This is a genomic window from Halosimplex rubrum, assembly GCF_013415885.1.
In the GTDB taxonomy this organism is placed as follows: Archaea; Halobacteriota; Halobacteria; order Halobacteriales; family Haloarculaceae; genus Halosimplex; species Halosimplex rubrum.
Genome location: NZ_CP058910.1, coordinates 2399120 through 2412803, shown reverse-complemented (window position 1 = coordinate 2412803; position 13684 = coordinate 2399120). Strand labels below are relative to the sequence as shown.

The following is a 13684-nucleotide window of genomic DNA, read 5'->3' as shown; positions in this document are numbered from 1 at the left end:
TTTCGGATCCGCCGTTCTAGAGTTCGGGAACGGCCAGGTGGAACTTCTCCTCTCGCGCCTCGACGAGACAGAGGTGATACCCCTGTTTGCGGGTCAGTTTCACGAAGCTCTCGCGTTTGTCGCGGCTGAGCAGCCCGCCGCTGGTCGCCTCGGCGGCCGTCTCCAGCGCCTCCGGCTCGAAGAAACTCGACGTGACGAGGAAGGAAGCGCCGAGCGATTCCGTGGACTCGCCGACGTGCGAGGAGGCCGTCACGAGCGCGGACATCATGCTCTCGCTGGCGGCCTGCCGGGAGTCGTTCATGTTCGCGGCCAGCAGAGCGTTGCCCATCCGGTCGCGCATCACCACGTCGAACGACTCCTGACTCCGGCGCTCCTGACCGTCCTCGGTGTACTCGGTGCTGACCGAGCCGTTGAGTTCGGCGCGGTCGATCTTCGGGATCGCGTCGTACAGATCCTGCAGCGCCGACACCTTGCCGGTGTCGCGGATCTCGTAGAGCAGGTCGTTGATCACCCAGGTGACGAAGCGGAACTGCATCGTGTCGCGGAGGAACTCGTCGAACGGTCGGCCGCCGACCGAGGCCGTCGCGCTGTCGAACTGGGTGTGGTACTCCAGGCCGAGGTTCTCGCCGACCTCCTGGCGGCTCGCCTCGCCGGCGTGGGCCGTCTCCAGGGTCGGCTTGCCCTTGGACTCGTAGCGGACGAAGAGGTTGGTCTGGTCGAGCGCCTCGCCCGGGCTGAGCCGCTGTTCGGCGTCGACCGCGGCCCCGAACTCCTCCTCGATGTCGGCGAGCTGGGTCTCCAGCCGCTCGACCTCGGACTGCAGGTCCGCGACCTCCGACTCCAGCCCGTCGCGCTCGCGTTCCAGCTCGTCGCGCTCGGACTCGACGCGCTCGATGCGCGACTGCAGGTCGTCGCGCTCGGCGCGCACCTCCTCCAGCTGCGAGCGCAGGTCGTCGCGCTCTGACTCGGCCGCGGCCAGGTCCGCCTCCAGGCGGTCGATCTCGCTCTCGCGTTCGGCGAGCTCGTCTTCGAGGTCGGCCACCCGCTCGTCGGTCCGGCCGGGATCGGGCTCGCTCGCTCGCGACTCGGTCGGCGCCGCCTCCGTCGTCCGCGGTTCGGCCGGCGCGGACTCCGAGCGGGTCTCCGGCGAGCCCGTCGAAGCCCCCTGGTTCCGGCTCTCGGCTCGACCGCTCCCCCGGTCGTCGGGCTCGCGACCGGGCGAAGCGGACCCGTCCGCGCGGTCCTCAACCGCCGACGCCGCGGCGGTCTCCGGCGAGCCGTCCGATGGCGACGCCGCCGCGGCGCCCCCGTCGTCGGACTCGCGCGTCGTCGTCCGCGAGGGGTCGAGCGACGGGATCGAGTGGGTCTCCAGCTGGTCGGGGCTACCGGCGGCCCCCGCCGAGCCGCCGGAATCGGCGCTCCGGCCGACCGCGCGCGACTCCTCCGGCCGACCGCCCGAATCGGCCGCGCCGCCGGACCGGTCGCGAACACGGTCCCGACCGGTCGCGCCCGACCGCGCGTCGCCCGTCCGCGCCTCCGTCGAGTCGCGTTGCCGGCGGTCCGGTGACTCCTCGCGGCCGGAACTCGCCTCGGCCTCGCGGTCCGCCGCGGCGTCCGGTTCACGGGTCGCGCGGCCGCCCGACTCGCGGTCCGGTTCGCGGTCCGTCCGCGCGTCGGCGCTGCGCGCGGAGGAGTCACGTTCGGAGGCCCGGCCGTCGCCGGCGCCGTTTCGGTCCCTCGTCCGGTCGGTCCGGTCCCGCCGTTCCTCGGATCGGCCGGTCCGCTCTCGTCGGTCGGCCTCCCGGTCGGACGAGGTACGACCCTCCTCCTCCCGGTCGGTCGCGTGCCCGTCGGTCCCGCCCGCGCGGTCCGCGTCGGTCGCTCCCGACCGCCCACTCTCGCGTGGGCGGTCGGAGCCGGCCGACTCTCCCGCGCGATCCCGATCGTCGGACCGTCCGGTCCGGTCCCGTCGGTCGGTCGCCTCGCGTCGATCCGTCGACCCCTCGGCGGGTTCGCCCCCCGTGTCGGTCGCCGCGGCGTCGACGCCCGCGTCCCCGTCGGCGCCGGTCGGGTTCGCGGCGCCCCCGCCGGACTCGTCGTCCGTCACGCCGTCCGTGTCTCGGGCGCGTTCGTCCCCCGCGTCCGGGGCGTCCGCCGTCGTCCCGTCCGAGGCGGGTTCGGAGCCGGTCGAACCGGGTTCCGGGGTCGGATCCGTGTCGACGGGGTCGGTCTCGGCGGGTTCTGTCCCCGTGGTCGGCGCCGATCCGCCCGGCTCCGCTCCGGTCGCTGGCTCCTCGGAGGCGGCGGCGTCGCCGGCTTCGGGTTCGGGTTCGTCGGCCGCGGCCGCGCCTCCTGCGGCAGTGCCCCCCGCGGCGGCCGCGGTGTCACCGTCGTCGACCGCGGCGTCGTCGCCGTCGTCGACCGCGGGGATCTCGACGGGGTCGATCTCCGCGGGGTGGACCGCGAAGATGCCGACCTCGTCGTCGGCGCGCTCGAAGGCCTCGTCGTCGGTGAGCAGCTGGCCGCTGTTGCCGACCCAGGCGACGGCCATCGAGCGGCCGCGGTGGTAGACGACGTAGTAGTCGCCGCTGAGGACGTTCTCCGAGAGTTCGACGAAGCCGGTGAACCCCCCGTCGGAGAGCGTGTCGTCGACCTCGGAGAGCGGCGTGTCCTCCGAGTAGTACTTCCCCCGGACCTCCTCGGAGCGCTCCTGCATGAGCGCGAGCAGGGGGAGCGCGGGCGAGGGCGCCTCGTAGGCGGTCCCCGACGCCCCCTCGAAGTCGTCGATGTCGCCCCCGAGGATGCCGACCGCCGTCCCGTTGAGCATACAGAGCTTGGCGCCGCCGACCTCCACGATGCCGGAGAAATCCGAATCGGCCAGGTCGTGCAGGCCGCGATAGCCGTCGCGGAACGGCGACGACTCCCACTCGTCGAACTGCTCCACAGCGCGCGTGGTCATTGTGTTTGACAAGCCCCATGCGGACCAAATACTTTGCGCCCACGGCCGGCGCGTCGACCCCCCGGCGCGACCGATTGCACCTCTCCGGACGGCGACCGATTGCGCCCCTCCGGACGGCGACCGACTGCATCCTCTGGAGGGGCGGCCGACCATATTCGGGCACGGGTGCGCGGGAGTTCGGTGTACCTATGACGGACCGGGGCCAAAGCGCGGGTATGGAAGAGCAACCGGGACTGTCGGACCAGTATCGGACGGCCAGTCCGTGGCCGCTCCTCGTGGCGGTGGGGTTCGCCCTCGCGGAGGTGGGCGTCTTCCTCGGCATCTTCCCGCTCGCGGTCGGCGGGGTCCTCCTGCTCGGCGGCAGCGTCGCGGGCATCCTCGGCGAGTCGGGCTACGCCCGCCGCCCCTGGCGGACGCTCGCGCTGCTCGGGGTCGGGTTCGCGGCGCTCGGCGGCGTCCTCGTCGCGACGCAGGTCCCCGGCTCGTCCGTGAGCCTCCTCGAAGTCGTCACCGACCCCAACGGCGTCGTCGGCCGCGGCCTCGCGATCGCCGTCGCCGGCGTGATGCTCGTCGCCGCGGGCGTCGTCAGCCAGGCCGTCGGACGGACCCAGCAGGGCGTCTGAACGGACGGCCACCGGGCCCAGTTCGCCGTCGCCGACCGGGCCGAACGGATTCGCCGTACAATCGCGCGCTCGCCGGCGCGAACCGACAGTATATTTAGCCGCCTGACCGAACCCCGTGGTATGACAGAGAAGGTCTTCGACCGCGAGACGCTCTTGGACCTGACGGTCAACTTCATCCCGCTCGGCATCCTCGTGTTCTTCATCGGCGCGTTCGTTCTGTTCCCGACCTGGGGCGTCGACCCGCTCGTCACCGGACTGCAGTTCGCCATCGTCGGCGTCACGGCGATCCTGCTCGTGATCCTCACCTACTACGCCGGCAAGGCCATCTCCACCGCCGAGAACGAGATGGACGTCGACCACGAGTGAAGCCGGCGTCGGCCGCGCTGCATCGGCCCCGCCCGACCGTCGTCCGACCGCTCTCCGCTTCCCGTCGAGTACGGTCCCTTCCCGTCGAGTACGGTCCGTTCTCGCGCTCGGTACGCTCCCGAACCACCGCGTTCATCCGGGCGAATCCGCCCGACCCGGTCGAACGGAACGTCACGATTCTCCACGCGATATCCGGACACGCGAACAGGTTCGGCGGAAGGGTTTCCTAACCATTCATATGGCACCAGTCCCGAGTTCCCTGCATGGTATCAGCGCAGCTCACGCTGACGGTGTTGATGGGGGTTTTCCTCGTCGGCGTCGCGGCGTTTCTCTCACGGGTCGAGGACTGGCGCTCGTATACGCCGCTGGTGAGCGGTGGTGGCGGCGGCTACGGCGACGCCGGTGCCACCGTCCACCGCGAGAAGCCGGCCGGTATCACTCGCTGGCTGACGACGGTCGACCACAAGGACATCGGCATCCTCTACGGCACCTACGCCGTCATCGCGTTCGCCGTCGGCGGCCTGATGGCGTTCGGCATCCGGATGCAGCTCATCGCGCCGACCGGCGCGGTCTTCGAGAACGGGTTCTACAACGCTATCCTGACGAGTCACGGGATCACGATGCTGTTCCTGTTCGGGACGCCCATCATCGCGGCGTTCTCGAACTACTTCATCCCGCTGCTGATCGGCGCCGACGACATGGCGTTCCCGCGGATCAACGCCATCGCCTTCTGGCTGCTCCCGCCGGGCGCCCTCCTCATCTGGGCCGGCTTCTTCCTCCCCGGAATGACCGGCGCCCAGACCGCCTGGACGATGTACACGCCGCTGTCGGTCGAACAGGCCAACCCCGGCGTCGACCTCATGCTGCTCGGGCTGCATCTGACGGGGGTCTCGGCGACGATGGGCGCCATCAACTTCATCGCGACCATCTTCACCGAGCGCGACGACGACGTCAACTGGGCGAACCTCGACATCTTCTCGTGGACCATCCTCACCCAGTCGGCGCTCATCCTCTTCGCGTTCCCGCTGCTGGGGAGCGCCATCGTCATGCTGCTGCTCGACCGCAACCTCGCGACGACGTTCTACGCGGTCGGCGAGGGCGGCGGCCCCATCCTCTGGCAACATCTCTTCTGGTTCTTCGGCCACCCCGAGGTGTACATCCTCGTCCTCCCGCCGATGGGGATCGTCAGCTACGTCATCCCGAAGTTCTCCGGTCGGAAGCTGTTCGGGTTCAAGTTCGTCGTCTACTCGACGCTGGCCATCGGGGTCCTCTCCTTCGGCGTCTGGGCCCACCACATGTTCACGACGGGGATCGACCCGCGTCTCCGGGCCTCGTTCATGGCCGTCTCGCTCGCGATCGCGATACCCTCCGCGGTCAAGACGTTCAACTGGATCACGACGATGTGGAACGGCCGCATCCGACTGACGACGCCGATGCTGTTCTGTATCGGCTTCGTCGCGAACTTCATCATCGGCGGCGTGACCGGCGTCTTCCTCGCCTCGGTCCCCGTCGACCAGATCCTCCACGACACCTACTACGTGGTCGGTCACTTCCACTACGTCGTGATGGGCGCCATCGCGTTTGCCGGGTTCGCCGGCATCTACTACTGGTTCCCCATCTTCACGGGCCGGATGTACCAGCGCACGCTCGGCAAGGCCCACTTCTGGCTGTCGATGATCGGGACCAACATCACGTTCTTCGCGATGCTGTTCCTCGGCTACCTCGGCATGCCCCGCCGGTACGCGACCTACGACTTCAACAACGCCATCGCGCCGCTGGACATGGTGACGCTGATGCACCAGGCCGCCTCCGTCGGCGCCATCATCCTGCTGCTCGGCCAGATCATCTTCGTCTGGAACCTGCTGCAGTCCTGGCTGGAAGGCCCCAAGCTCGAGGACCCCGACCCGTGGGACCTCAAGGAGACCGACCAGCACGGCCGCGAGTTCCAGTGGCACGAACGGCGCATCACGACTGCGCTGGCCGACGGCGGTGAGGCGGAGGAAGCCGTCACCGACGGCGGCGTCGTGAGTGACGCGAACGACACCTCGTCGGAGCCTCGCTCCGGCGGCGGCGAGGTCGTCGACGAGGACGGCTCCACCGGCGCCGAGAACTGAGCGCGACCGCGACCGAACGACCGTTTTCCGGAGCGTTTCGAACGCGACCGAGCCCCTTACTCGTCGGTGAGCTCCGGGGACGCGACCTCCCACAGGTGGCCGTCGGGATCTCGAAGTCCCCCGAGTATCCGCCCCAGAACGTCTCTCCAGCCGGCTTGACGACCCGGCCACCCGCGGCGTCCGCCTCCGTGAGGACCCCGTCGACCTCGGCTTCGTTCGGGACGTTGTGGGCGAGCGTGACCCCGGAGAAGCCGCTTCCGTCGTCGGGGACGGCGGCGTCTCCCGCGAGCGCGTCCCGCGGGTACAGCGAGAGCCACGCGCCGTCGAGTTCGAAGAAAGCCGCGTCGCCGTCCGCCTCCCGGTCCCGAATCGGGAACCCGAGTCCGTCCCGATAGAACCGGATCGATTCGTCGATATCGTCGACGCCGAGCGTCACCAGCGTTCTCTCGGGTTTCATCGGCCCAGATAGGGTCACTCGGACGAAAAGTACACGGTCACTACCGAGCGCGGGCGCCGCGAACCGGGAGGCGGGGACGCCGGGGAGTCGTCTACCCGCCCATGACGAGGACGAACGTCGAGGCGCCCATCAGCAGCGCGATGGCGGTGAGGACGAACAGGAGGAGTTCCTTCTCCGAGAAGCCGGAGTCGTCGTCGAAATCGCTCATACCCGACCTAGCGGCCGCGATGTGAAAAGGCTAACCACCCGCGGTCCCAACCGCCGGTCGTGACAGCCAACACCGATCGACTGGCGCTCGGCGGGCGGGTCGCGGGCTCGCGCGTCGTCTTGGCGGTGTATCTGGCCGTGCTGGGCGTGGCGGGCACGATGGGCGCCCTGCTGGGCTACGTCAACCCCGAGGGCATGGACCCGACCCTGTTCTTCGTCGTCGACCTGCCGGCGTCGCCGCTCGGGATGGCGACGTTCGGCGTCGCCACCGTCGGCGTCGGGCTGGGCGTGCTACTGCTGGCGGTCCAGTACGTCTCCCGGTACGACGAGAGCCGGATCGAGTAGGCCGGCGCGGGCCGCGTACCCAGGCCGACCGAACGCGGCTCCGGACGGGGTTCGAGCGCGCGCGAGCGACGCGGCGCGCGACTCGGACGACCGAACGGGGCCGAGAGCGGCGCGACCCGAACACGTCGGGCGTCGATAGGGGGCTCGACAGGGGTCGTCCGGGGGTTTGCGTCGAATCGTTAACGATTTCGGGCGCGTGAGCGGCCACGCGCGGGACGATACAGAAATCTTCAAAGGGCGTCCGGTAGGAGATTCGAGACAACGATGGCATTGCTCGAGTCAATCGCGTTTGCGCTGTTCGCCATAGTCACACTGGGGAGCAGCCTGGGCGTCGTGTTAGTGCGCGACGTCTGGCACTCGGCGCTGATGCTCGGCGTCTCGCTGCTGTCGGTGGCAGTGTACTACGTCATGCTCCGCGCCGAGTTCATCGCCGCGATGCAGATACTGGTGTACGTCGGTGGGGTACTCATCCTCATCACGTTCGCCATCATGCTCACGGACAAAGACACCCAGCCCGACGAGGTGGCGACATGACCTCCCGTCCGCGGCTGGCGACCGACGTGAACTACGTCAACGGGCTGGCCGCGCTGGCCCTGTTCGCCGTCATGGCCTACGTGTTCTTCATGGCGGAGCTGGGCCGGCCGGAAGGGTTCGCCGACGGTAGCATCGTCGCGAGCATCGGCTACGCGATGTTCAACATGGTCGACCAGGCCGCGATCCCGGCGGAGAGCTTCCTGGTCGCCTTTATCCTCATCGCCCTGGTGCTCGACGCGGCGCTGGACGGGGCCGTGATGCTCGCCCGCCGCGAGGACGACGAGAGCGTCGTCACCGCGCTCACGGACGGCGGGCGTCGGATCCCCGGTCGGACGGGCGACGACCGGACCGACGAGGCGACCGGCGACGACCGGGCGACGACCGACGGAGGTGACGACTGATGGCGATCGCGACCCAGTACTACCTCCTGCTGTCGGCGGCGGTGTTCTGCATCGGCGTCTACGGCATCCTGACGCGGCGCAACGCCCTGATATTCCTGATGTCCGTCGAGCTGATGCTCAACGCGGCGAACATCAACCTCGTCGCGTTCTCGTTCCACTACGGGAACCTCACGGGGCAGGTGTTCTCGCTGTTCGTGATGGCGCTGGCGGCCGCCGAAGTGGCGGTCGGTATCGGTATCATCCTCGTGCTGTATCGCAACTTCGAGGGCGTCGACGTGACCAAAGCGGCTACGATGAGGTGGTAAGATGGCAGGTGCATTCGACTTCGTTCCCGCGATCGCAGCGCTCCCGTTCCTGGCGTTCGTCGTCTCGTTGTTCGCCGGGCAGTACATGCCGAAGCGCGGCGCCGAGGCCGGTATCCTCGCGACCGCCGGCTCGCTCGTCCTCTCGATCTGGACGGCGCTGACCGTCGCCGGGATCACCGGCACGGCGACGTACTACAACGAGAACCTCTACACGTGGGTCGCCGGCGTCGCCGACGGCGCGCTCACGCTGCGGTTCGGTATCCTGGTCGACCCGCTGACGGCGCTCATGCTCGTCATCGTCTCGCTCATCGCCCTGCTGGTCCACGTCTTCTCGCTGGGCTACATGAACGACGAGGGCGAGACCGGCCTGCCCCGCTACTACGCCGGGCTCGGCCTGTTCACGGCGAGCATGCTCGCCTTTGTCTTCTCGAACAACATCCTGATGGCGTTCATGTTCTTCGAGCTGGTCGGGCTCTGTTCGTATCTCCTGATCGGCTTCTGGTTCCGCGAGGACGGCCCGCCGTCGGCCGCGAAGAAGGCGTTCCTGGTCACCCGCTTCGGTGACTACTTCTTCCTCGTCGGCGTGGTCGGCATCTTCGCCACGTTCGGCACGGGCCTGTTCGCCCCCGTCGAGACCGCCTCGGGCACGATGCAGAGCTTCCCGCAGATCGCCGAGATGGCGCTCAACGGCGAGGCCGACATCTTCACCGCCGGCTACGGCGCCCAGACCTGGATGACGATCCTCGGACTGCTCGTGCTCGGCGGCGTGGTGGGCAAGTCCGCCCAGTTCCCGCTGCACACGTGGCTGCCCGACGCGATGGAGGGCCCGACGCCGGTTTCGGCGCTCATCCACGCGGCGACGATGGTCGCGGCCGGCGTCTACCTCGTCGCACGCATGTACGGCTTCTACCTGCTCTCGCCGACCGCACTCGCGATCATCGCGCTCATCGGCGGGTTCACCGCGCTGTTCGCGGCGACGATGGGCGTCGTCAAGCAGGAACTCAAGCAGGTGCTCGCGTACTCGACCATCTCCCAGTACGGCTACATGATGCTCGCGCTGGGCTCCGGCGGGTACGTCGCGGCGGTCTTCCACCTGACCACCCACGCGATCTTCAAGGCGCTGCTGTTCCTCGGCGCCGGGTCGGTCATCATCGCGATGCACCACAACGAGAACATGTGGGACATGGGCGGGCTCAAGGACAAGATGCCCGTCACCTACTGGACGTTCCTCTCGGGCTCGCTCGCGCTGGCCGGGATCGTCCCGTTCGCGGGCTTCTGGTCCAAAGACGAGGTGCTCTACGAGGCGCTCATCCACGGCTTCGGGAGCCAGGGGATGCTCGGGACGATGTATCTCCTCGCGTACGCGATGGGGCTGCTCGCCGTGTTCTTCACGGGCTTCTACACGTTCCGGATGGTCTACCTGACCTTCCACGGGGACGCCCGCTCCGAGACGGCTCGGGACCCCGAGCCGGTGCGCTGGAACGTCAAGGCGCCGCTGGCCGTGCTCGGTATCGGCGCCGCGACGGTCGGGTTCATCAACATGAAGCCGGTCGCGGAGCTGACCGGACTGCACATCGACTTCCTCCACAAGTGGGTCAACGGGCCGGAGGAGGGCGGCTGGCCGGAAGCGCTGTCGACGGGGCTGCACCACTACGAGGGACTGCTGCACGACGTGGCCCACGTCACCGCGGGCTACCCGCTGGGCGAGACGACGACGTTGCTCGCTTCGGCGGCTGTCTCGCTGGGGCTGGCACTGGCCGGCGTGCTCTTCGCGCGCAGCCTCTACGGCGTCGACGAGCCGGTCGAGCACACGGACAAGCTGGGAGGCGCGAAGACGCTGCTCATGCACAACTACTACCAGGACGAGTATCAGGTGTGGCTGGCACAGGGCGTGACGGTCCCGATCGCGCGGGCCGCGGACAAGTTCGACCAGGGCGTCGTCGACGGCGTCGTCAACGGCGTCAGTAGCGTGAGCCTCTTCACCGGCTCGCGCTTCCGCCGCATCCAGTCGGGCGTCGTCTCGAACTACGCGGCGCTGATGACGCTGTCGCTCGCACTGTTGCTGGTCGTCTTCGTCGTGCTCGGAGGTGGTGTCTGATGCCCATCGCCGGACCTGTCGAGGCTCTGCTGGGCGCCACGCTGCTGGGCGCACTGGTGGTCTTCCTCTCGCCCGACGAGTGGGCGGGCAAGCTCGCCGCCGCGGTGAGCCTCGTCCCCGTCGGCATCTCGCTGTGGATGTACACGGCCTTCGACGGCGTCGGCAACGCGCTGATGGCCGACGGCGATATCGCCTTCGAGTCGACGATCGGCTGGCTGAGTCTCGGCCGCTACGACCTCGCATGGCACGTCGGCCTGGACGGCATCAGTCTGCCGCTGCTCGTGCTGGCGACCGTGCTGACGACGCTCGCGCTCGTCAGCTCGTGGACGCCCATCGACGAGCGCCAGTCGCAGTTCTACGGGCTGATGCTGCTGATGGAGGCCAGTCTCATCGGCGTGTTCACCGCGCTGGACTTCCTGCTGTGGCTGGTGTTCTGGGAGGCCGTGCTCGTCCCGATGTACTTCCTCATCGGCGTCTGGGGCGGCCCGCGCCGGAAGTACGCCGCCATCAAGTTCTTCGTCTACACGAACGTGGCGACGCTGGTCATGTTCGTCGGCTTCATGGCGCTCGTGTTCGGGCTGGGCGACTCCATCTCGACGTTCGACATGCCCGCCATCGCGCAGGCGCTCCGCACCGACGGCGCCCTCGGGAGCGTCGCCGGCATCGCGCCCGGGACGCTCCGGGTGGTCGCGTTCGCGCTGATGTTCGCCGGGTTCGCGGTGAAGGTGCCCGTCTTCCCCGTCCACACGTGGCTGCCCGACGCCCACGTCGAGGCGCCGACGCCGGTGTCGGTCATGCTGGCGGGCGTCCTCCTGAAGATGGGGACCTACGCCCTGCTGCGGTTCAACTTCACGATGCTCCAGGACATCGCGCGCGAGTACGCGGCGATCATCGTCGCCTTCGGCGTTCTCAGCATCGTCTACGGCGCGATGCTCGCGCTGGCCCAACAGGACCTCAAGCGCATCGTCGCCTACTCCTCTATCTCGTCGATGGGCTACGTCATCCTGGGTCTGGTCGCGTTCACGCCGCACGGCTTCGGCGGCGCGACCTTCCAGATGGTCGCCCACGGCCTCATCTCGGGGCTGATGTTCATGACGGTCGGCGTCATCTACAACGAGACCCACACCCGGATGGTGGGCGACATCTCCGGGATCGCCGACCGGATGCCCTGGACGGTCGGCATCCTCGTCGCCGCCGCGTTCGGCTACATGGGCCTGCCGCTGATGGCCGGCTTCGCCGCCGAGTACCTCATCTTCCAGGGCGCGTTCGCCTCGCCGTACATCCCCGCGGCGCCGCTGGTGACAGCCGCCGGCATGTTCGGCATCGTCATCGTGGCGGGCTACCTGCTGTGGGCGATGCAGCGGACGCTGTTCGGCGAGTACAGCCTCGCCACGGACTACGACGTGTCGCGGGCGCCGGTCCACGACGTGGCGCCGCTCGTCGTGCTCCTGGCGCTGGTCATCGCCCTGGGCGTGGACCCCGGGCTGGTGTACCAGATGATCCAGGACGCCGTCAACCCGATCCTCCCGCCCGGAGCGGCTACCATCGCGGTCCCGTACGGGGCGGTCGGTGACGCTGCGGGCGCGCTGTTCCAGGGAGGTGTCGGGCTATGGTAGTCGACATCGCGGGCTTTCAGGTGGCCGACTGGGTCGCGCTGACGCCGGCGATCCTCTTCGGCGCGACCGCCATGCTGCTGTTCATCGTGGACAGCATCGATCCCCAGCCGGGGACGAGTTCCAACGCCGTCCTCGCGGGCGTGTCGACGGTCGGCGCGCTCGCGTCGTTCCTCGTCGCCGGGTACTTCCTCGTGCTCGGCGTCGGTCAACCGCGGGGCTCGGGCGCGATCGACCTGTACGGCGGCGCGCTGATCGTCGACGGGATGAGCCTGTTCTTCGTCGTCATCGTCGGCAGCGTGACCGCGCTGGTGACGCTGGCAAGCTACGACTACCTCGACGGCCAGGAGTACCAGGCCGAGTACTACGGGCTGGTCATCATGGCCGCGACGGGCATGTCGCTGATGGCCTCGGCCAACAGCCTCGCGACGGTGTTCGTCAGCCTCGAACTCGCCAGCCTGCCGTCGTTCGCGCTGGTCGCGTTCCTCAAGACGGACCGCGGCAGCGTCGAGGGCGGCCTGAAGTACTTCCTCGTCGGCGCGCTGTCGTCGTCGGTGCTCGCCTACGGGATCAGCCTCGTCTACGCCGCGACGGGGAGCCTCCAGCTCGACGCCGTCGCAGAGGCACTGGCCGCGGGCTCGTCGATTCCGACCGGCATCCTCGGCGTCGGCGTCATCATGATGCTGCTCGGGTTCGCCTACAAGACCGCGAGCGTGCCGTTCCACTTCTGGGCGCCCGAGGCGTACGAGGGCGCGCCGGCGCCGGTGTCGGCGTTCCTCTCGTCGGCCTCGAAGGCCGCCGGGTTCGTCGTCGCCTTCCGCGTGTTCCTCACCGCGTTCCCCGAGGTCGGCGGGCTGGCGGGCGGCGACCCCATGGTCGACTGGGTCACCGCCGTCACCGTCCTCGCGGTCGTCACGATGACCGTCGGGAACTTCGCCGCCGCCACCCAGGAGAAGGTCAAGCGGATGCTCGCCTACTCCTCGATCGGCCACGCCGGCTACGTCCTCATCGGACTGGCCGCGCTCACGCCGGGCGTCGACAACGGACTCGTCCTCGGCGCGAGCATGATGCACCTGCTCGTCTACGGGTTCATGAACACCGGCGCGTTCCTGTTCCTCGCGCTCACCGAGTACTGGGGCGTCGGCCGCACCTTCCAGGACTTCAACGGCCTCTCGAAGCAGGCGCCGCTGGCCTGCGCCGCGATGACCATCTTCCTGTTCAGCCTCGCCGGCCTGCCGGTCGGCGGCGGCTTCATCTCGAAGCTCTACCTGCTGCTGGGAACGGTCAACGGCGGCGCCTGGCTGCTGGCCGCCTCGCTCATCGTCAACAGCGCCCTGTCGCTGTACTACTACAGCCGGGTCGTCAAGGCGATGTGGATCGAGGAGCCCGACGGCGAGTTCGACCTGGGCGGCTACCCGAGTTCGCTGTACGCCGCCGTCGTCATCGCCGCGTTCGTCACGTTCGCGCTGCTGCCCGCGTTCGGCCTCCTCTCGCCGAGCGCCTTCGACGCCGCGAGCGTCCTGTTCGGCTGACCGCCGCGCGCGTCGGTCGACGGCTCCCAATCGACTTCTCCGCCGTTCGCCGACCGCCGAACCCGAGCAATTTTCCGATTTCGGACGAAACGATCTCTCCAGTGACAGAACTGGCCAGCGCCGAGGTGAC

11 protein-coding genes and 1 pseudogene are annotated in these 13684 nt (G+C 68.9%); 10 read left to right on the top strand and 2 right to left on the bottom strand.

The window, feature by feature from the left end; translation table 11 throughout:
• Positions 1 to 16: 16 nt before the first annotated feature.
• Positions 17 to 2959, bottom strand: coding sequence for a DUF7527 domain-containing protein (locus HZS55_RS11940; protein ID WP_179907888.1), 2943 nt, complete (start codon positions 2957 to 2959; stop codon positions 17 to 19).
• Between the two features lie 215 nt (positions 2960 to 3174).
• Here HZS55_RS11940 and HZS55_RS11935 point away from each other — a divergent pair, with 215 nt between their 5' ends.
• From HZS55_RS11935 to ctaD, 3 genes are all read left to right on the top strand, one after another.
• Positions 3175 to 3582 carry a DUF7541 family protein gene (locus HZS55_RS11935; RefSeq protein WP_179907887.1) on the top strand — a complete coding sequence of 136 codons (408 nt, stop codon included), beginning with the start codon at positions 3175 to 3177 and terminating at the stop codon, positions 3580 to 3582.
• Between the two features lie 120 nt (positions 3583 to 3702).
• Positions 3703 to 3948 (top strand): DUF6684 family protein, encoded by a 246-nt coding sequence (locus HZS55_RS11930; protein ID WP_179907886.1) that lies wholly within the window; start codon positions 3703 to 3705, stop codon positions 3946 to 3948.
• Positions 3949 to 4211: 263 nt separating this feature from the next.
• Complete coding sequence (ctaD, locus tag HZS55_RS11925) at positions 4212 to 6062, top strand: cytochrome c oxidase subunit I (protein ID WP_179907885.1); 1851 nt, start codon at positions 4212 to 4214, stop codon at positions 6060 to 6062.
• A gap of 56 nt (positions 6063 to 6118) precedes the next feature.
• Here the strand turns inward: ctaD and HZS55_RS11920 are convergent.
• Positions 6119 to 6519: pseudogene (locus HZS55_RS11920) on the bottom strand (VOC family protein).
• Positions 6520 to 6786: 267 nt separating this feature from the next.
• Between HZS55_RS11920 and HZS55_RS11915 the strand changes: the two are divergent.
• The 7 genes from HZS55_RS11915 to HZS55_RS11885 all read left to right on the top strand — a co-directional run bounded on the left by HZS55_RS11915 (position 6787) and on the right by HZS55_RS11885 (position 13554).
• Positions 6787 to 7071 (top strand): DUF7520 family protein, encoded by a 285-nt coding sequence (locus HZS55_RS11915; protein ID WP_179907884.1) that lies wholly within the window; start codon positions 6787 to 6789, stop codon positions 7069 to 7071.
• 264 nt (positions 7072 to 7335) lie between these two features.
• Positions 7336 to 7605, top strand: coding sequence for an NADH-quinone oxidoreductase subunit J (locus HZS55_RS11910; protein WP_179907883.1), 270 nt, complete (start codon positions 7336 to 7338; stop codon positions 7603 to 7605).
• The gene (locus HZS55_RS11905; RefSeq protein WP_179907882.1) at positions 7602 to 8006 is read left to right on the top strand and encodes a hypothetical protein; all 405 of its coding nucleotides are present in this window, start codon (positions 7602 to 7604) and stop codon (positions 8004 to 8006) included. The genes HZS55_RS11910 and HZS55_RS11905 overlap by 4 nt, the downstream gene beginning before the upstream one ends.
• On the top strand, positions 8006 to 8311 hold the full coding sequence (gene nuoK / locus HZS55_RS11900) for an NADH-quinone oxidoreductase subunit NuoK (protein WP_179907881.1): 306 nt from the start codon (positions 8006 to 8008) through the stop codon (positions 8309 to 8311). Before HZS55_RS11905 ends, nuoK begins: the two co-directional genes overlap by 1 nt.
• Before the next feature lies 1 nt (position 8312).
• On the top strand, positions 8313 to 10409 hold the full coding sequence (nuoL, locus tag HZS55_RS11895) for an NADH-quinone oxidoreductase subunit L (RefSeq protein WP_179907880.1): 2097 nt from the start codon (positions 8313 to 8315) through the stop codon (positions 10407 to 10409).
• Positions 10409 to 12025 carry a complex I subunit 4 family protein gene (locus tag HZS55_RS11890; protein WP_179907879.1) on the top strand — a complete coding sequence of 539 codons (1617 nt, stop codon included), beginning with the start codon at positions 10409 to 10411 and terminating at the stop codon, positions 12023 to 12025. Before nuoL ends, HZS55_RS11890 begins: the two co-directional genes overlap by 1 nt.
• The gene (locus HZS55_RS11885) at positions 12019 to 13554 is read left to right on the top strand and encodes an NADH-quinone oxidoreductase subunit N (RefSeq protein WP_179907878.1); all 1536 of its coding nucleotides are present in this window, start codon (positions 12019 to 12021) and stop codon (positions 13552 to 13554) included. The genes HZS55_RS11890 and HZS55_RS11885 overlap by 7 nt, the downstream gene beginning before the upstream one ends.
• Positions 13555 to 13684 lie beyond the last annotated feature (130 nt).

What these genes read in the sequence shown, in the direction of transcription:
- HZS55_RS11940 (WP_179907888.1), bottom strand. Translation starts at nt 2,959, where the DNA reads ATGACCACGCGCGCTGTGGAGCAGTTCGACGAGTGGGAGTCGTCGCCG.
- HZS55_RS11935 (WP_179907887.1), top strand. Translation starts at nt 3,175, where the DNA reads ATGGAAGAGCAACCGGGACTGTCGGACCAGTATCGGACGGCCAGTCCG.
- HZS55_RS11930 (WP_179907886.1), top strand. Translation starts at nt 3,703, where the DNA reads ATGACAGAGAAGGTCTTCGACCGCGAGACGCTCTTGGACCTGACGGTC.
- ctaD (WP_179907885.1), top strand. Translation starts at nt 4,212, where the DNA reads ATGGTATCAGCGCAGCTCACGCTGACGGTGTTGATGGGGGTTTTCCTC.
- HZS55_RS11910 (WP_179907883.1), top strand. Translation starts at nt 7,336, where the DNA reads ATGGCATTGCTCGAGTCAATCGCGTTTGCGCTGTTCGCCATAGTCACA.
- HZS55_RS11905 (WP_179907882.1), top strand. Translation starts at nt 7,602, where the DNA reads ATGACCTCCCGTCCGCGGCTGGCGACCGACGTGAACTACGTCAACGGG.
- nuoK (WP_179907881.1), top strand. Translation starts at nt 8,006, where the DNA reads ATGGCGATCGCGACCCAGTACTACCTCCTGCTGTCGGCGGCGGTGTTC.
- nuoL (WP_179907880.1), top strand. Translation starts at nt 8,313, where the DNA reads ATGGCAGGTGCATTCGACTTCGTTCCCGCGATCGCAGCGCTCCCGTTC.
- HZS55_RS11890 (WP_179907879.1), top strand. Translation starts at nt 10,409, where the DNA reads ATGCCCATCGCCGGACCTGTCGAGGCTCTGCTGGGCGCCACGCTGCTG.
- HZS55_RS11885 (WP_179907878.1), top strand. Translation starts at nt 12,019, where the DNA reads ATGGTAGTCGACATCGCGGGCTTTCAGGTGGCCGACTGGGTCGCGCTG.